This is a genomic window from Shewanella sp. SP1S2-4 (assembly GCF_031932075.1).
Lineage (GTDB): Bacteria > Pseudomonadota > Gammaproteobacteria > Enterobacterales > Shewanellaceae > Shewanella > Shewanella baltica.
On sequence record NZ_JAUOET010000017.1, the window covers coordinates 60,446 to 79,508 of the forward strand.

General features: G+C 45.9%; 14 protein-coding genes. 8 read left to right on the forward strand and 6 right to left on the reverse strand.

The features are described from left to right. The first annotated feature begins 141 nt into the window (after positions 1 to 141). Complete coding sequence (locus Q4Q52_RS15265) at positions 142 to 621, forward strand: TetR family transcriptional regulator (RefSeq protein ID WP_006082899.1); 480 nt, start codon at positions 142 to 144, stop codon at positions 619 to 621. Between the two features lie 155 nt (positions 622 to 776). Continuing rightward, the gene (locus Q4Q52_RS15270; RefSeq protein WP_311991002.1) at positions 777 to 1,361 is read left to right on the forward strand and encodes a hypothetical protein; all 585 of its coding nucleotides are present in this window, start codon (positions 777 to 779) and stop codon (positions 1,359 to 1,361) included. Between the two features lie 87 nt (positions 1,362 to 1,448). On the opposite strand, the gene Q4Q52_RS15275 is transcribed toward Q4Q52_RS15270, so the two are convergent. From Q4Q52_RS15275 to Q4Q52_RS15290, 4 genes are all read right to left on the reverse strand, one after another. Then, entirely contained in the window at positions 1,449 to 2,771 is a 1,323-nt protein-coding gene (locus Q4Q52_RS15275; RefSeq protein ID WP_311991003.1) for an alpha/beta hydrolase-fold protein, read from the reverse strand. Between the two features lie 231 nt (positions 2,772 to 3,002). Further along, the gene (locus Q4Q52_RS15280; protein ID WP_311905175.1) at positions 3,003 to 3,383 is read right to left on the reverse strand and encodes a hypothetical protein; all 381 of its coding nucleotides are present in this window, start codon (positions 3,381 to 3,383) and stop codon (positions 3,003 to 3,005) included. A gap of 219 nt (positions 3,384 to 3,602) precedes the next feature. Continuing rightward, entirely contained in the window at positions 3,603 to 5,087 is a 1,485-nt protein-coding gene (pntB, locus tag Q4Q52_RS15285; protein ID WP_107402555.1) for a Re/Si-specific NAD(P)(+) transhydrogenase subunit beta, read from the reverse strand. Between the two features lie 11 nt (positions 5,088 to 5,098). Beyond that, positions 5,099 to 6,625, reverse strand: a complete 1,527-nt coding sequence (locus Q4Q52_RS15290; RefSeq protein WP_107402554.1) for a Re/Si-specific NAD(P)(+) transhydrogenase subunit alpha — start codon at positions 6,623 to 6,625, stop codon at positions 5,099 to 5,101. Positions 6,626 to 7,043: 418 nt separating this feature from the next. On the opposite strand from Q4Q52_RS15290, the gene Q4Q52_RS15295 reads away from it, so the two are divergent. From Q4Q52_RS15295 to Q4Q52_RS15315, 5 genes are all read left to right on the forward strand, one after another. Beyond that, positions 7,044 to 8,843 (forward strand): assimilatory sulfite reductase (NADPH) flavoprotein subunit, encoded by a 1,800-nt coding sequence (locus tag Q4Q52_RS15295; protein WP_311991004.1) that lies wholly within the window; start codon positions 7,044 to 7,046, stop codon positions 8,841 to 8,843. 98 nt (positions 8,844 to 8,941) lie between these two features. Further along, entirely contained in the window at positions 8,942 to 10,639 is a 1,698-nt protein-coding gene (gene cysI / locus Q4Q52_RS15300; protein WP_311991005.1) for an assimilatory sulfite reductase (NADPH) hemoprotein subunit, read from the forward strand. After that, entirely contained in the window at positions 10,632 to 11,414 is a 783-nt protein-coding gene (locus tag Q4Q52_RS15305) for a phosphoadenylyl-sulfate reductase (RefSeq protein ID WP_311899044.1), read from the forward strand. The genes cysI and Q4Q52_RS15305 overlap by 8 nt, the downstream gene beginning before the upstream one ends. A gap of 749 nt (positions 11,415 to 12,163) precedes the next feature. Continuing rightward, positions 12,164 to 12,949: a monofunctional biosynthetic peptidoglycan transglycosylase gene (gene mtgA / locus Q4Q52_RS15310; RefSeq protein ID WP_311899015.1), complete on the forward strand. Its 786-nt coding sequence runs from the start codon at positions 12,164 to 12,166 to the stop codon at positions 12,947 to 12,949. 339 nt (positions 12,950 to 13,288) lie between these two features. Beyond that, entirely contained in the window at positions 13,289 to 15,025 is a 1,737-nt protein-coding gene (locus tag Q4Q52_RS15315; RefSeq protein ID WP_311991006.1) for a hypothetical protein, read from the forward strand. A gap of 87 nt (positions 15,026 to 15,112) precedes the next feature. Here the strand turns inward: Q4Q52_RS15315 and Q4Q52_RS15320 are convergent, their stop codons facing one another. Both Q4Q52_RS15320 and Q4Q52_RS15325 read right to left on the reverse strand, forming a co-directional pair. Then, on the reverse strand, positions 15,113 to 16,669 hold the full coding sequence (locus tag Q4Q52_RS15320) for a S41 family peptidase (protein ID WP_311991007.1): 1,557 nt from the start codon (positions 16,667 to 16,669) through the stop codon (positions 15,113 to 15,115). A 193-nt stretch (positions 16,670 to 16,862) separates the two neighbouring features. Then, a complete protein-coding gene (locus tag Q4Q52_RS15325) occupies positions 16,863 to 17,747 on the reverse strand; it encodes a phospholipase A (RefSeq protein ID WP_311899012.1) in 885 nt (294 codons plus the stop codon). A 445-nt stretch (positions 17,748 to 18,192) separates the two neighbouring features. On the opposite strand from Q4Q52_RS15325, the gene cobA reads away from it, so the two are divergent. Continuing rightward, positions 18,193 to 19,029, forward strand: coding sequence for a uroporphyrinogen-III C-methyltransferase (gene cobA, locus Q4Q52_RS15330; protein ID WP_006085925.1), 837 nt, complete (start codon positions 18,193 to 18,195; stop codon positions 19,027 to 19,029). Positions 19,030 to 19,063: the final 34 nt, after the last annotated feature.

The window sequence follows — 19,063 nt, forward strand, 5'->3', positions numbered from 1 at the left end:
GGAATCAGCGTTTAGGCCTGTTTTAAACTGAACCCTAGCTGAACAAAAGCGAAATACGCTGGTTGCAGCCGAGTGAACAGCAGTAATCCCTGAGCGGCTTTGGTAAGCTTTCCCCCTAAAAAAAAGAGGGGAGACTTTACTATGGCTAAGCGCTCGCGAGTACAAACTGAGCAAACCATAAATCAGATTATGGATGAAGCGTTAAGACAAATTTTGACTATCGGCTTTGAGACTATGTCTTATACTACGTTATCTGAAGCAACGGGTATTAGCCGCACAGGTATTAGTCACCATTTTCCACGCAAGAGCGATTTTCTCGTTCGTTTAGATAGCCGTATCGGCAATCTATTTGTTGCGGCTCTGGATTTTTCTAGCCAAGAGGCATTAGAAACATCGTGGATGCAGGCAATGCAGGAAGAACATTACCGCGCAGTATTGAGACTGTTCTTTAGTCTTTGTGGTGGTGCCAACAATGAGATCACCCTCTTTAGAGCGGTGAGCACAGCACGTCAGCAAGCGATTGCTGAGTTAGGCTTAGCGGGCGATCGCACGATCAACCACTTATTAGGCCGTACTGCTGTGATGTTGTTGTCCAATTTCGATGTGGCAAAAGCTGCATAATAGACTGACCAATTAATATAAAAATGGAGCCTGATGGCTCCTTTTTTATAGGTAAAAATCGTGATTTTTACTGAGGAAACTCATTCTTTAGTCGTGTAAGATATGCCCTCTATTGCGTTATACCGCCTTTACTCTTGATTTGACAGGATAAACATATGGACATGACACCCAGCTCTAATGCCGCCGAGGCTCCCAAACGTAACATCAAGCTCGATAATACAGAGCTCATCAAAACCAGTTTTTGGGTGAGTCAGGTCTTTATGATCATTGCGACGGTTGTCGGAGTGTATTTGGCCGCACAGGAAGGTTTATCGCAGGCGATTAAGTTCGATAACTTAAGTAATATGCAAAACAACTATCATCTGCGCCACGCGCTCTATGATGAAGTGAGTGACAACGTGGCCACTTTGAGCCGTTATGTCGACACGGTTGAAACGGTGAGCGGTAATAGCTTAGTGAAAATGCGCCCGCAAATGGGGCTGTTTGTTTGGGATAATATGCGCTATTCAGCCAATGCCCTAGAGACGCCGAGTCATATCTTGTCCGATATTCGTCGTTTTTATTTAGAGTCTGAGCAGATCATCAGTAATATTGAAACCCGCCACTACAGTGTTTCCTACGGCAAGGGCCTACTGCAAAGTTTACTGAGTAAGATCCAAGAAGATACCTTGCCGAAGCTTAAAACGAATTATGAAACCCTGTCAAAAGAGCTTAACGATAACGACATTGCTGTAGATTAATCCATTTATAAAGTCGATGTTGGCCTTAGCTAAGCACTGTTAAAGGACACGTTTGCCCTTTAACAGTGCTTGAAGTATTTGCATGCGCTAAGGTGCCAGTTCCCACCATTCCCAACTTTCTAAACCTTGTGATTTCGCGAGGAAGAGTGCGCGTTGATGTGCTTTTAGAGCAGCATCTTTATTACCGAGTGCGACATAGCTTAGGCTCATCTGTTGCTGCCAATCGGCGCTTAGCTCACCTTCTGTTTTTGCACTGAGTAATATTTGCAGCGCTTTATCAGCCTGTTGTTTATAAATAAAGACTTTCGCGAGCCCAATACATAATTCGGTATAAGATGCTGGTAATTGCTGTTTGGCATCTTTTAGGAGTTGATCAATTTGCCCTTCTTGTTTTGAAATAAACACATATTTAGCGAAGGTATAAGCCTGTAACCATTCGAGTTGAAATCCTGCCCAAGTTTGTTGTTTAGCGGCAAATAAATCGAATACATCGGCGTACTTTGGCAATTTCACTAGCTCATCAAGGTCGATAAAATACTGAGGTGAAAGAAAAGCCAGAGCATCTAATAGTGCAGGCATCGCTGTCGTGTAGTGGTTTTCATCCGGAAACTGTTGGAACTGCCAACGCCACTGTTGATTTGCAACTAACTCGCTTGCTATGGGGTTAATCGCATCGACCATCTCCACCACGCCCATACCTTGTTCGTTGGCTACAGATAAAAACAAGGGCGGCAGCTTAGATTTGTCCTGCTGTTTTTGTTTGAGATATTGAGTGAATAGGGCGTTGCTGCTGTAGTTGTCGAACCAAATGCTTGGGCTCATGGCAAGATAGGCGTTAAAGGGCGTATTCTGCTGCATCATGCTATACAAGGTGAATAAGCCCCCAAGAGAATATCCTGCCAAGGCATTGTTACCTGAAGTGCGAAATTGCTGATTGATTAAAGGAATGAGCTCCTGAGCTAAATAACTCTGCAACAAAGCTGCACCACCATATTCTGGATTATCCTCTGCCGCCCACGTGGTGCTTTTTATATAATCTGCTTGGCCTTGTAATGCGATTCCGACCACTATCATTGGTGGGATTTTACCGACGCGGGCGAGATTGTTGACCGCTGCTGATACGTGGCGAAATTGAAAATCTCCATCGATGATATAGAGCACCGGATACTGACGTTGGGTCGCATGATAGCGTTCAGGCAGCGCCACCATATAGCGACGTTCGGCGTTATATAGATTGGAGTTATGGGTAAAACTTTGACCATAAACTAAGCTGCTTCTCTCGGATACTGGCATTGTGTGAGTCGGACTATTCTCAGCCTGAACTGGTGAGATAAGGAAAATGCACGCTAACAAGGCGATGCGATTAATCTGGTGTCTAAGGGCTAAATATAATCTCAGTTTGCAGTCCATTGAGGTGATCCTTGTGATTCTGAGGTGCCTATCGAGAATCTTCTACGTTATGGTTTAGGGGATGTTTAGAGACTTGCAGGAAAATTATCGATTCCCCTGAATGGTTTTAACTGATCCAGCGTAAATAGAAAAGATAAGTCTGCGTGCACAGGCAGCATAAATTGTAAGTAAAAATAGAACAGAGTGAACGGGTTAACTGTGGCTTAAATGGCACTTAGGTCATTTAGCGCCTTACCTAAGTTGCTGCGGGTAAGGCGTTTTTATTTTTTGTTGCAGTAGATAAATACCAATAGCCATAAAAGTTAATACGGCAGCAATTGTGGCGCTGATGATGTGGTGAAACACTAAGTGACTTATCAGAAATGTGGGCAAGTCTTCTAAGCTGTCGATAAGGAAAAGCTTAGTGATTAAGCCGATATAGACCAGAAGATGCAGAGCCGCAGCTGTGATGAAAAGGCGTCTAAATTTCCCAATCAGTTTGATATCCAAATTGAAATGAAACCAGCGACAAAACAGATACCCACTGAGGCCGATGGCAATCGATATCCAGCCAAGCCCGAGTAATGAGGTTTTGATTAATACGCCAGACAGGATAAACAGTCCAAGCAACATTCATTCTTTCCTTTAAATAGCGTTAGATTCTACTTCGCATTTTGACCTGTGAAAACGATGTGGATTGTGGGCATGTAAAGCCTCACATCCTATGGGCGCGGAGACTAGCTTAAAAGGCTTAAAGAAATGTGAAATGAAAAGGGAGCCTAAGCTCCCTTTTATCATTGAAACAGGGTGTTTCGCCTAAGCGATTGCCACTCTGCTGAAATTACATCAGACTCAAAGTGCTTTTAAAATCGCTTCGACACTGGCTTTTGCATCCCCAAACAGCATTTGGGTATTTTCTTTGAAGAACAGTGGGTTTTGCACGCCGGCATAACCTGTGTTCATCGAGCGCTTAAAGCCGATGACGTTTTGTGCTTTCCATACTTCGAGCACAGGCATGCCTGCGATTGGGCTACCTGGATCTTCCATTGCCGCAGGGTTAACCGTGTCGTTGGCACCAATGACGAGTACTACGTCGGTGTCGTTAAAGTCTTCGTTGATTTCGTCCATTTCCAGCACGATATCGTAGGGGACTTTCGCTTCCGCCAGCAGTACGTTCATATGGCCGGGTAGACGGCCAGCAACTGGGTGGATACCAAAACGGACTTTTACGCCGCGATCGCGTAGCTTTTGAGTGATTTCAGCCACTGGATATTGCGCCTGTGCCACTGCCATGCCGTAACCTGGGGTGATAATGACAGAGGTGGCATTTTTCAGCATATCCGCCACATCTTCGGCGTTGGTTTCACGGTATTCGCCCATTTCTTCATCGGCAGTCGAGGCTACACCATCTGTGCCAAAGCCACCTGCGATAACAGAAATAAACGAGCGATTCATCGCCTTACACATGATGTAAGACAGAATTGCACCCGATGAACCCACTAATGCGCCAACGACAATCAAGAGGTCGTTCGACAACATAAAGCCCGCTGCCGCCGCTGCCCAACCTGAGTAGGAGTTCAGCATAGACACCACCACTGGCATATCCGCGCCGCCAATGGATGCGACTAAATGCCAGCCAAAGGCGAAGGCGATCAGCGTCATCAACAGCAGAGCTGGCATAGTGCCGCCCGTTTGGACGAAGTAAACCAGCAGGGCGAAGGCCACGAGTACTGCCACTAGGTTTAACTTGTGGCGATGTGGCAGCATCAAAGGTTTTGATGAAATCAGCCCACGTAACTTACAAAAGGCCACGATAGAACCTGTGAAGGTGACCGCACCGATGAAGATCCCGAGGAAGACTTCGACCAAGTGAATGTTAAGCATGGCGCCAGTGAGATGCTCTTTGCTGGCAGCTTTTGCTGCTTCACTTAGGGCATCGTGCACTGCGGCGAGCGTCGTATTGATATCGCCACCGACAGCCACGACGACTTGCGATACTTCCTGTGGATGCAAGTCGATAAAGCTGTTAAAGCCCACCAATACCGCGGCCATACCAACAAAACTGTGCAAGATGGCAACCAGTTCAGGCATTTCAGTCATTTCGACTTTTAATGCTAAACGGATACCAATCGCGCCGCCAATCACCATGGCGATTAAGATCCACGCAATACCGTTAGTATCAGGGTTGAAAATGGTAGCCAGTAGGGCGATTGCCATACCTAAGATACCGAATAAATTGCCGTGTTTTGCCGTCTCTTGCTTCGACAGTCCCGCGAGACTGAAGATGAAGAGAATGGCGGCAATAATGTAAGCTGCTGTTACCAGTCCTTGAGACACGTTAAACCCCCTTAATCCTTACGGAACATCTTCAGCATGCGCTGAGTGACGGTAAAGCCACCGAAGATGTTAATACTGGCGATCAGCACGGCGATAAACGCCAGTACAGTGACCAAAGTTGAACCCTGACCGATTTGCAGTAGGGCGCCGACCACGATAATGCCCGAAATCGCGTTAGTGACTGACATCAAAGGCGTATGCAGTGAGTGGGATACGTTCCACACCACATAATAGCCGACGACGCAGGACAGCAAGAATACCGTGAAATGGGACAGGAACTCTGGCGGTGCAACCGATGCCACTGCTGCAAATCCGGCGATGCCTAAGGCGGCGAGTACGAATTTGAGCTTAGATGGCGCTTTCGGGGTAGTGTCTTTAGGTTCTATTTTCGCAGCAGGTTTTGCTGGCGCCGCAGAAACCGAAATCGGTGGAGGCGGGAAGGTCACTTCACCTTCTTTAATCACAGTCATGTTGCGCATGACCACATCATCGAAGTTGATGCTGGCAGTGCCGTCTTTTTCTTTACACATTAACTTCATCAGGTTGACTAAGTTAGTGCCGTAAAGCTGTGACGATTGCGCGGGCAGACGACCGGGTAGATCGGTATAACCAATCACTTTTACGCCGTTCGGGGTGACAAACAGCTCGCCCGATTGCGTGTATTCGCAGTTACCGCCCGTTGCAGCGGCTAAATCGACGATCACTGAACCTGGCTTCATGCTATCGACCATGGCTTTGGTGATGAGCTTAGGCGCAGGACGGCCGGGGATCAGCGCCGTAGTGATGATGATATCGACTTCTTTGGCTTGCTCAGCAAACAGCGCCATTTCGGCGGCAATAAATTCATCCGACATGGTTTTAGCATAACCATCAGATGAGCCACCTTCTTCGTTACCAAAATCCAGTTTAAGGAACTGGCCGCCCATGGATTCGATTTGCTCGGCCACTTCTAAGCGGGTATCGAAGGCGCGCACTATGGCGCCCAGTGAGCCAGCAGTACCAATAGCGGCAAGACCAGCAACACCAGCACCAATCACTAGCACTTTAGCGGGAGGCACTTTACCGGCAGCGGTAATTTGACCGGTAAAGAAACGGCCAAATTGATGCGCGGCTTCAACAACGGCGCGATAACCGCCAATGTTGGCCATAGAGGAGAGGGCATCGAGTGACTGGGCACGGGAGATACGAGGCACCATGTCCATCGCCATCACGTTGATTTTGCGTTTAGATAACTTCTCAACCAGCTCAGGGTTTTGTGCGGGCCAAATAAAGCTGACGACAGTTGCTCCGTCTTTGATTTGTTCGATTTCGGCGTCGCTTGGCGCATTGACCTTAAAAATCAGATCGGCTTGCCAAACGTCAGTTGTCACTTTCGCGCCTGCAGCCTCAAAGGCTGCATCATCGAAGCTTGACAGTTGACCCGCATTGGCCTCAATAACAACTTCAAAGCCGAGTTTTTTAAGCTGCTCAACGGTGGCTGGGGTCGCGGCGACCCTAGTTTCACCGGCGAGACTTTCTCTCGGTATTCCAATCTGCATGACTACTCCCTGATGGTTTATATAATCGTTGTGCCTGCTGTGCTTCCTTCATCGTACTCAACTGCACAATCTGTCATCGCCAGCATTTACTCGGCTGGTGATTCGAGCCAGTTGGGGCATTCAATCTAGGATGGACACTTTTGTTTTAAAAACAAACTATTCTGTGGGCAACAGAAATTTCTGTTCGACAGGCTCATGACCATTGTGGCAATACTTTAGCTTGGCACAAGTGCATATTTCTCAAGCAGGCCGTTTCTGCACTGGTCGGATCAAAAACTTTTAACCAGTGCACACTTTTGTAGCTTAAATTTTGCACTTTGTATATTCCAAAATGGAATTAAAAATCCGATTTTATTCTTTTTTGCTTTTCTTAAACCGCGATAAGCTTGTGGACATTACACTGTCATAGGGCCGTCTCATGTTGTTAAAAGAACTTTCATCGCTGGCTTCGCCATTGTCTCAAGGACAAGTCGAGAAGCTAAAACAACTCACTTCTGAGTTAAGTGCTGTGCAACTGGCTTGGGTGAGTGGCTATCTTGCTGCCACCGCCAATGCTGGCCAATTAGCGCCTGCCGCAGAGGTGCAAGCGGCTCAAACCGTGACGATTCTCTATGGCAGCCAAACGGGTAATGGCCGTGGTGTTGCTAAAGCGCTCGCCGATAAGGCGCAGGCGCAAGGTTATGCGGTCAATCTGGCTTCTATGGGCGAATACAATGTTCGTCAATTGAAGCAAGAAACTGTGCTCTTGCTGGTGGTCAGCACCCATGGTGAAGGTGAAGCGCCGGATGATGCGATTGAATTACACAAGTTTTTAGCCTCTAAACGCGCGCCTAAGTTAGACAATTTATATTACTCAGTGCTTGCGCTGGGGGATTCAAGTTATGAATTCTTCTGCCAAACCGGTAAAGACTTTAGTACTCGTTTAGCGCTACTGGGTGCTAAGTCATTGTTACCTTTGGTTGAATGTGATGTGGACTATGAAGCTGCCGCCGGTCAGTGGCACGCCGATGTATTAGAGGTCGTTAAGCCGCTGATCGAAACCTCGTCCGCCAGTGTGGTATCCATCGGCACTGCTAAAGCGATTGGCGAAAGCGAGTTTACTAAGCAAAACCCCTATAGCGCTGAAGTGCTTGTGAGCCAAAAAATTACCGGTCGCGGTTCGGACCGAGACGTGCGCCATGTAGAAATTGACCTTGGCGAATCAGGTCTAAGCTATCAAGCGGGTGATGCCCTCGGTGTGTGGTTTAGTAATAACGAAGTGTTAGTCGATGAAGTCTTAGCGGGTCTGTCATTGGCCGCTGATGAGTTAGTGACTCTAGGCACAGAATCCTTGACCCTTAAGCAAGCCTTGGTCGATAAGAAAGAGTTGACTCAGTTATACCCTGGATTAGTCAAAGCCTGGGCCGAACTGAGCGGCAGCGCTGAGCTGCTGGCATTGAGCGAAGATAAAGAACAAGTACGTCAGTTTATCCTTAAGCATCAATTTGCCGATTTAGTCACTCAGTATCCGTTAACAAATAGCGCTGTCACGTTAAGCGCGGCAAGATTGCTTGAGTTACTGCGCCCATTAACCCCAAGGCTTTATTCAATTGCCTCAAGCCAAAGCGAAGTCGAAACTGAAGTGCATTTAACCGTGGCGTTAGTGGAAGATGAGCGTCACGGCGCGGCCCGTTTTGGCGGCGCGTCACACTTCTTAGCATCCGCAGAGGAAGGCACGCAAGTTAAGGTTTATGTTGAGCCTAATAAGCATTTCCGTTTACCTGAAAATCCAGAAACACCAGTGATCATGGTTGGCCCTGGCACAGGTGTTGCGCCATTCCGTGCCTTTATGCAGGAGCGCGTAGCACAAGGGATCCAAGGCGATAGCTGGTTATTCTTCGGCAATCCTCACTTTGAGCAGGATTTCTTGTATCAAACTGAGTGGCAACAGTATTTGAAAAATGGCGATTTAAGCCGTATCGACGTGGCATTCTCGCGCGATCAAGCTCATAAAATATATGTGCAGCACCGTATTAAAGAGCAAGGCCAAGCCCTGTGGCAATGGTTGCAAAATGGCGCGCATCTTTATATTTGTGGTGATGCTGAACGTATGGCGAAAGATGTTCACCAAGCCTTGATTGAGGTGGCAGTCGAAGTCGGTGGTTTGAATACCGAAGCTGCCGAAGCCTATTTTGAAACCCTGCGCAGCGATAAACGCTACCAAAAAGACGTGTATTAATCTCAACCGTTGCGCAGATAAGAAACGCATAAGAATAGCCAAAGCTGCACACGTGATGACCCGTGCAGTCAGCGAACCGAATTTAAGAGGCAGTTGCCATGAATGAGCAAAAGTTAGCGTTAAACGAATACCTAAAGACCGACAGTGATTACCTGCGCGGTACGATTAAAGAAGGCTTAGATTCTGCGGTAACCGGCAGTTTCAGTGACGGCGATCAGCAGTTGATTAAATTCCACGGCTTCTATCAACAGGACGATCGCGATTTACGTAACGAACGTAAAGAGCAAAAACTTGAGCCTCTATATAGCTTTATGTTGCGTGCCCGTGTGCCTGGTGGTATCTGTTCACCGCAGCAATGGTTAGGTGTAGACAAAATTGCGTCGACCTTAACTAGCTCAAACAGCATACGTTTAACGACCCGTCAAACCTTCCAATACCACGGTATTCCTAAGCGTAACTTGAAGACCATTATTCAAGACTTAGATCGTGAAGCACTGGATTCAATTGCCGCTTGTGGTGACGTTAACCGTAACGTGATGTGTAATCCTAATCCGGTGGAATCGAAACTGCATGAGCAGGCCTATGCGGTGGCGAAACAACTGTCTGATCATCTGCTGCCACACACGCGTGCTTATGCCGAAATTTGGTTAGACGAAGAAAAGTTACTCTCAACCGAAGATGAAACCGTTGAACCTGTATATGGCAAAACTTATCTGCCACGTAAGTTCAAAATGGCGGTTGCGGTTCCTCCCGATAACGATGTTGACGTTTACACTAACGATTTAGGCTTTATCGCCGTTGCTGAAAACGGTGAGTTGGTTGGCTTTAACTTAACCGCGGGCGGCGGCATGGGTTCGACCCATGGCGAGGTGGAGACTTTCCCACGTCTGGCTGACGACTTTGGTTTTATCAAAACTGAAGACGTGATGAAGTTTGCCGAAGCTGTCATGACAGTGCAACGCGACTGGGGTAATCGTGTTAACCGTAAACGTTCACGCCTTAAATACACTATCGTTGACCATGGCTACGAGAAATTTAAAGCCGAAGTCGAATTGCGTGCAGGAGTGAAGTTTGAGCCTAAGCGTGATGTAGTGATTGGCGATCGCGGCGATCGTTATGGCTGGGTCGAAGGCGTTGACGGTAAATGGCATTTAACCTTATTTATCGAAAGTGGCCGTATTAAAGATTTACCGGGCCAAACCCTGCAAACGGGACTGCGTGAAATTGCTAAGATCCACAAAGGCGATTTCCGTATGACCTCGAATCAAAACATGATCATCGCAGGTGTGGCGGCAGAAGATAAAGCCACGATTGAAGGCTTAGCCCGCAAACACGGACTACTGGGCCAAGTGTTGACGCAAACCCGCGGTCATTCGATTGCCTGTGTGGCCTTGCCTACGTGTCCATTAGCAATGGCGGAAGCTGAGCGTTACTTCCCTGAGTTTATCGATCATATCGATGCGCTGCAGGCAAAACACTGCATCAGCGAACAAGCGATTGTGGTGCGGATGACGGGTTGTCCAAACGGTTGTGCACGTCCATTTGCCGCTGAAATTGGGCTTGTAGGTAAAGCGCCAGGCCGTTACAACTTGTACTTAGGCGCAAGCTTTGAAGGGACTCGTCTGAACAAGATGCACAGAGAAAATATCCAAGAGGCGGAAATTCTCGCCGAATTGGATACCCTGTTTGGCCGCTACGCCGTTGAGCGTGATGCAGGCGAAACCTTTGGTAACTTCACCGTCCGCGTAGGCGTTGTGAAGGCGGTGATTGATGCCGCTAAGGATTTTCATGGTTGATCTTGAGCAAAAAACCAGTGATACAGTGCCGACTGTGGTCAGCACGGCCGAGTTAACGGCGCTATTGAGTGCGCCTAAGGCCGAGCAAGCGATAGAGCTTGAACGCATAAATCAGTTCTTAGCTGGATTAAGCGCACAAGAGCGAGTGTTGTGGGGCTTAACTTATTTGCCCGGTAATCATGCACTGTCGTCAAGTTTTGGTATTCAAGCCGCAGTGATGCTGCATATGGTGAGCCAGGCACAGGCGAATATTCCGGTTATCCTCACGGATACAGGGTATTTGTTCCCTGAAACCTATCAGTTTATCGATGAGCTGACACAGCGTTTATCACTGAATGTAAAAGTATATCAAGCAGTGATGACAGCTGCATGGCAAGAGGCACGCTTTGGTAAGTTGTGGGAGCAAGGGTTAGACGGGCTAGAGCAATACAACCGTTTAAACAAAGTTGAGCCTATGCAACGCGCCTTAGCCGAGCTTGACGTCGGTACTTGGTTTGCAGGGCTGAGACGTAGCCAAGCCAGCACTCGTGAGGCGCTGCCGATACTGGCGATTCATGGCACTCGCTTTAAGTTACTGCCGATTATCGAGTGGTCGAATAAAGATGTGCACCTATATTTGACTCAATTTGACTTGCCGTACCACCCACTTTGGGATCAAGGCTATGTTTCTGTTGGTGATACCCATTCGAGTAAACCACTTGAATTAGGGATGACAGAGGAAGAAACGCGCTTTAATGGGCTGAAACGTGAGTGTGGCCTGCATTACGATATCTAGTCATCTTATTGATTTAAAATATTAAACGCCTCAATTGCCATTGGGGCGTTTTATATTTCTGTATGATAAGCGTTATCTTTGGTTGAATTTAATACTCTGGATTGACGATAAAGCGAATCGATGTCATTTAAGCGTCATTTCACTGAGATATATTGATATTCATAGGGTTAGTGTTAGTGGCTCTTTAAAGTATAAAAATGTTGTACATTTTTACTCACAGAGTTATGCACATTGGTTAAGCCTGAACTATATTTTGAAGTTCCCGTAGATGGTTTTGAGGGATTTTACTGTGAAATTGACATGATTCATGTCTTTTCCGAGGTTAAGTGGTTGTATATCGGTATTTATGGGCTGGGTTTGCTGTGTATTGATATCATTCGACTGGATGCAGTGAAATCGTTAAAAACCTGACTCGCAGCTGCGAGTAACAAGCTGTTTGATTGACTTGCTAGCCCTCGTTAATCAGTCATTGCAACCTCGGTCAGCTGTCGTCAAAGCTGCCGAGGTCAAGTTAAGTTAAGCCCTCGCCATATTCAATAGTGATTTGTTATTGTGGTTATTTCTCTGCCTATCTTTGATTATCGAGTAAGATATCCTTGGTATTTCCTCCATTGTCGTAGCATGATCGGCCCGCAACTTCCTTAGTGCTTTAAACGGTTTTCTAATAAGCCTTGGACGTTGTAAAGAATGCCTAATGGATTAGCTTAACTGGATATCAGAAACGAGAGTGCGCGGATGAGATGGTGTAAATGACGGCTCCTTTATATGCGATGCGAGATCATGTTAGGCGTCCTAGTGCCAATAAGTCGAGTAGTCCTGCTCCTCAGAGGCGTAAGCGTGGCTTTCGTCGTTTATTGTCTTGGCTATTCAAGGGATTAGTATGGGCATTAATTGGCTCAATCTTATTGGTTATTCTACTCAGATTCGTTAATCCACCCATGTGGACTTGGCGGATTGAACGCGCCTTATTTCCACCTGCACCTATGGGGGAAGTTATGCATCAGTGGCGCGATTTAGCGCACATTTCTCCTGAGTTACAATTGGCGGTGATCGCCGCAGAAGATCAACGTTTTGCCGAGCATACGGGATTCGATTTAGCCGCGATAAGCTCGGCGCTGAAATACAATCAGAAAGGCACTAAAGTTCGCGGAGCCAGCACCTTAAGTCAGCAGGCGGCGAAAAACCTGTTTATGTGGTCTAGCCGCAGTTTTTTTCGTAAGGGATTAGAAGCTTGGTTTACCTTAATGATGGAACTGACTTGGGATAAGTCGCGCATCCTTGAAGTGTATTTAAATATCGTCGAATTTGGTCCAGGTATTTACGGCGCCGAAGCGGCATCAAAGCATTATTTTGGAAAGTCTGCGGCAAAACTCACCCAATATGAGGCTTCATTACTCGCAGCTATCTTACCCAATCCTTGGCGTTATAAAGTGTCACCTCCGTCGTCCTATGTGCAGCAGCGTTCCGCTTGGATCCGCAAACAAATGCGCCAGTTAGGTGACGTCACGCTTAAAAAAGTCCACGAAGCGGGATGAAGGTCTGACGTGTGAGTTTTGCCCAGATGCATTTATGTGTCATTGGGCACTTTGTTAATCGTCGACGACTTAAAGATCTTTTATTACTGAATTGAAATAAGATTGGAAACCTGTTGAATTAAGGTTAACGCTGATGCGTTTTAACGGTTTGATTCCCTATCCTGTTCGCTTCTGTATCGGTTTAATGTTAAATTATCGGGCAAAATTTATACCTTAGTTTTCTGATTTTGCATTATCTGCGTAAGGGATATGTAAGAGCGGATAAATATTCAAATACCTAGGGATTACTTTAGGTATTGATTTCATAAAATTGAATTGTCATTAAATGGAGTTTCTTAAATGAAAAAGATTGTGATTGCCGCGGCAATTATTGCAGCTGGTGCGGGTGGTTATTGGTATACGCAGAATGGTGCTGGCTCTAGTGCCTCTGCAAATCCTTTGCTCTACTATGTGCCTGCTGATACGCCGATATTTTCGGGTCAGCTAAAACCCTTCCCGTTGAAAGCGTATTTACAGTCTATTTCTGGAAATTATCAGCAATATCCAAGTAACGCGCTTGCCGAATTTGGTGAGCTGGATAGCCCTATGGGTAAGTTCTTCGTCAGCATTTATCAGCAGTATATGGATGGCATTAAAGATCCAGCCTTACTGTTGAAAACCTTTGGTTTTCCTGATGAAATTAAACCATATTTCTATACTCTAGGTGCTTTGCCTGTATTCAAGATTGACGTCAATCAAGCGGATGCATTTTGGGCTGCATTAGATAAAGCCGAAAAAGACAGTGGCGTGACCCACGAAATGCGTAAAGTGGGTGATGTTGATTATCGCGCTTATGCATTATCGGATGAAGCTTCAACTGAAAAAGCTGATCTGTTATTTGCCCAAAAAGATGGCATATTAACGATTACTTTCAGCACTTCTATTACCGAGCCTGAATTATTAGAAATGGCATTCGGTATTAAGAAGGCGCCGCAGTCATTAGCCGCTTCTGGCATATTGGACGATATTATTAAGACCCATGGTTTTAAAGATGACAGCATCAGCTTTATCAACCATGTGGAAATTGTAAAGGCGTTGACCTCAGCCGATAGCAATATGTTATCTAAGCAATTGACGAAGTTTTTTGCTAATGAAAGCGTCGGTGAAGATCCATTAGCGCAAATTAGAACACCTGAATGTCGCACCGAATTAACCGCCATTGCTGCTAATTGGCCGCGCACGGTTGCGGGTTTAACCGCGTTTTCTGTGACAGAAAAAGAAAGCCATATGGCGGCCTCATTTGTGGTTGAAACTAAGAATCAACCAATTCTTGCGGCAATGCAAAAGATGCGTGGCTTTATTCCTGCACATCTGGCGGATATCGACAGCACTATCTTCTCTATGGGCATAGGCTTAGATGTCAACGAAGTTGCACCTTCATTAACGGCTATTTGGGATGATCTGCAAAAGCCGCAATTGACCTGTGCGCCACTGGCAGAGTTGCAAGCAGAGTTGAGCCAACAGAGCCCAGCTATGCTAGGCATGTTCACAGGCATGGCGAACGGTGTGAAAGGCATGAGCGTTTCATTGCTCGACTTTAAAATGAGCACACAAGATCAAGAGCCTAAGTTAGAAAGCTTAGATGCGTTAGTCAGCCTCAGCGCCGAAAACCCATCTATGTTGTTCAATATGGTGAAGCCTTTTGCACCTATGTTGGCCGAATTGCAATTAGCCGATAACGGCGATGCCACTGACTTATCACCCATATTGATGTTGCCTCCTGAGTTAGGTGTTAAGCCTATGCTCGCGATTAAAGGTCAGCATTTAGTGGTGTATAGCGGTGATAAAGGTCTGGCGTTGGCAAACAAATTAGCGGGCGAGAAACTGTCTGCGAATGGCATGTACAGCTTATCTGCTGACTACGGCAAGATGTTCACTCCAATGCTGACGTTGTTAGAAATGAGCGGCGAGCCAATCCCTGAAGAAATGAAAATGCTTAAAGATTACAACATGCGAGTTCAAATGAGCTTTGATGTGAATAAGCAAGGTTTGGTTATAGGTTCAGTTGCCAATTCTAAAGCGACTGAAAAGAAATAATTCTAGAATCCATTCTTTAGCTAACTGATATCAGTTAACGAATCAATGTTTGAAATGAGCCAGCAGATTGCTGGCTCTTTTTTTGATTCAATTCAGCTTAGCTTGAGCTAGCTTAGTGGGTTGTGATGTTTGAATTATCTGAGTTTTTGGTTTAGCGGAACGCACTAAACTCACTAATCCTTGCCATTGAATATCACTGTTTTGGGGAAGCCAAATATCGGGCTCAGTCCCAGCACCTGACAAGAGTTTTCCCTGTGCGTCATAGGTCAATGAACTACTGAATCTTATGTCTAATCCACTGTTTGGCAGTTTAAAATGGTACTGTCGAGCAAAGTCGCCCGAGGTTTTTTCACCAATCAAATTCGCCCTAGACCAAGATTTAGTGCGATAGGCAATCCACTCACATTCTTGGCGGCATTTGGGACTCACGAGCAGTGCTAAGCGATTTCGCCCTTCAGGAGTCACCGCAGGTTTAGTGCGAACGTACCAAGGGCTGAATTTATCTTCATCGACTGAGGGTAAGTTGCGGGTGAGGGATTTTAGTCGAGGCACACTGTATTCGAGCGCATCTAAAGGCTTAAAGTTGAGTGGCTGCAGATAGTCATTTCTCAGTTCCGGTGAGCGGCGATAGTGTGCAAATCCCATCACGTTCGGCGCTAAAGTGTTATTTAAATCAGTATCTTGATATCGCGATAATAGGGTCAATAACTTTGGGCTAAAACCACTAGCATCACGTAAGTCGATGATCAGTAATGGATGCGTCATACCCTTGAGCAGTTCTTGCTGTAGATCTCTATTCAATTCAAAGGCGTACAGATCGCTGATCTTCAGTTTGACCGTAGTATTATTAACCGTCTCTAATTGATGTGGAACGTCTTGAAATTCGGTGCGCTCAAACTGAGATAACTGATTAATGAATTCAAAAACACTCATATCTTGTGTCTGATCTTCTTGATTATTTTCCACTAATTGAGTCTGCGGTTCGTGGCTTGGCAGGGCGAGGGTCACCTGCTGGGTTTGCAGATCATCATTAATCAGCGTAATGAGCACATAGGGCTTGATGCTGAGGCCTAAATCTTCACGCAATAGGTTAAGTTTTTTCAGCCAAGGTAACTGCATTTCTTGGCTCTGTTTTGCAGGTTCAGGTAAATAGGCTTGGCTGGCTGCTACCCATTTACTCATAGGTAAACCGTCGATATGAGTCACAAAGGGAAAGTCGTTGTTGATTGGACTATTACTGCTATCTAAGGCTAACCACTGGTCGTTAAGTGGTCGTAAGGTTAACGGGAGTTCGCCGCTTTGAGCGTTGAAATTGTGTACTTGAGCACCGGGATCTTTGAGGCTATTGAGTAGTTTAGTGATTTCAGCGGCAAAGCGGTCATTGGGAGTGATGTCTTGGTACTGCTCGACAATCAGGCTCGCCATATATTTGAGTTGCGGACTGGCTTTGTCGGGCGTTAACGCATAAAACGCCGAGTGTTGCTCGATTTGATCCAATAAGGCATAGAGATCTTGGCGTACCTCTTGCGCATTAAGCATAGGTGCAGTGTTATCTTTTGGCACAGCAAAAAACGCGAGCTTAACTAAGCTCGCGAAAATAATGACACTGAGTAGCACGACTATGCTGCGGTAGCTAAAACTCATATTCCTCCATGATGTTAAGGCGTAGCTTCAGGGCACAAAAAGGTGTGCGACTATCGGCTTAAATGCCATTCGGATCAATGTAAATCGTCCCGCTGAGTCATAAACTCAGGTCCATCTGAGCAATTTAGCAGCAGGTTTTGTAGATTAGCAGCAAATTATGGCTGATTTTTGTACTCTGTCACTTTTATATTTGCTACAGAATATCGTTGAGCGAAATCCCGATACCAATACGTTGGTTGTGATAGTTGTAATCGATTAGGCTCTCGCCATAGCCATTAAAGTATTGAGTATAAAGGCGTAAGTTGCCGACGATAGGATAACTCCAGGTTACTTCTGCTGAACCTCTGTCGATATCTTCTAGGTTTGTTTTAAGGGTTAAGGTGAATCTATGTTCATCGATACCATAGACACCAATAAACTCAGCTCTGCCTATGTAGTCATCAATATTGGGATTATCGTCACCGCGAGCTTGATGCGGATCGGTTTTTTCATCCTCAGGAATACGCCACCAGACTTTGGTTGAAAAGGCGAGTGGACCGGCATCAAAAATCATAGTGGCATAGAGTCGATTCCAGCTGCGAGAAAGCGGTCCTGATTTACCATTTGATTGATGCACAGCACCAACGCCCCAAAAGGAATTGGTCACACTGCCGATTTTCCAATCGTTATTAAACAGCATAAAGACTTCAGGCTCGTGATTGGTTTCACGGAACGGAGATGAGGTGTCTTTGTTATAAACCTGCCAATAGGATTGATTGGTATAGGCAAAGAATAAATGACCATTATCACCAAAGACATTGTACCAAATAGGGAATTTGAAACTGATTTGAAACTTAGCCTCGAACTCATCCAAAGTGTAGGGATTGATGAGGGCATCTTCAGCGAACGGTGCCATGTTGGGATCTGGGCTATAGGTCGCAGGTAAAATGTAATTCACTTTATGTGGTGTAATCACAAAAGGCAGTTCTGCCGTGGCAAGTTCATCTTTGACTCTTCCTTCTACTAATGATTCTTCGGCATTTATACTCGTACAAGCTAATAGCCCAGCCATTGCAATACCTGAATAAAGTCGTTTCATCGGCCCTCCTTGATGTGCTTATTTGTGTATTTGTCAGTCGTACTCAACAAAGATAGTTATGCCCAGCTTACCATTAGAAAGTGAATTTATGGTTATGTAAAAATTCTGCGTCATTTGGTGACAATTTATCTTGTAAGTGAGGTTTTCGCCCTGTTGGGGCAGGTTTAGGTAGAATTTTTGGCAATAACATAGTGCCAGAATCACACACTTAGCTGAGCGGTGTTCGTTTTATATAACAGATGAATCCATATTAAGTTATTTAAATTCAAGTGGTTATTAGTGTGTTGAGGCATTTTTGATTTTGAAACTCAATATTTTTCCACTTTAAATCGACGTCAGTGATTTCTTTTATATCTAAATGATATAAAAACTAATAATTATCTATTTATTATGGAATATAAGACGCGCTATATTTCTACAGACTAAAGTGATCTTGGGGATACTGATGGAAATTTTATCTTTACCGGGCCAAGCGGCCAAAGGCAAAGTCTGGCTGGTGGGTGCAGGTCCTGGTGACGTTGAGTTATTGACGTTAAAGGCATGGCGCATCCTTAAAACTGCAGATGCTGTGCTATACGACGCTTTAGTCAGTCAAGATATCCTAGCTCTTATTCCTAAAGACGCTGAAAAGATTGCCGTAGGTAAACGTGCGGGTAAGCATAGCGCTGCACAGGACGAGATTAATCAGTTACTCGTGACTAAAGCCTACACCCGTAAAAATGTGGTGCGTCTTAAGGGCGGCGATCCTTTTATTTTCGGTCGCGGTGGCGAAGAGTTGCAAACCTTAGTCGAAGCGGGGGTTGAGTTTGAGGTCGTCCCCGGTATTACCGCCGCCAGCGGCACATCGGCCTATGCGGGAATTCCCCTGACCCACAGAGACCATGCCCAAGGCGTCACTTTTATCACCGGTCATTGTCAGTTAGAGAGTCGCCCTATGGATTGGCAAGGTTATGCTAATCCTAACAATACCTTAGTCGTGTATATGGGGATTCTTAACGCCGGCATTATTCGCCAAGGTTTAGTCGATGCGGGCCGAAGCCCTGACACTCCCGTCGCGATAGTGTCAAAGGCGACCACTAAAGAGCAACGTCGTTTTATCGGCCGTTTAGGTGAGCTCGAACAGCTTGCCGCCGATCCTGAATTACAAATGCCAGCCTTGATGATCATAGGTGAAGTGGTTGCGCTGAGTGACACCTTGCACTGGTTCAACCCTGAAGCGATTGAATCGACTCAAGCCAGTGATGAGCAGACTCAATCGGTTAGCGTGTCGCCGCGTCGATAAGCTAAGCCGCAAGCAGTTAAAGATACTAAGCAGT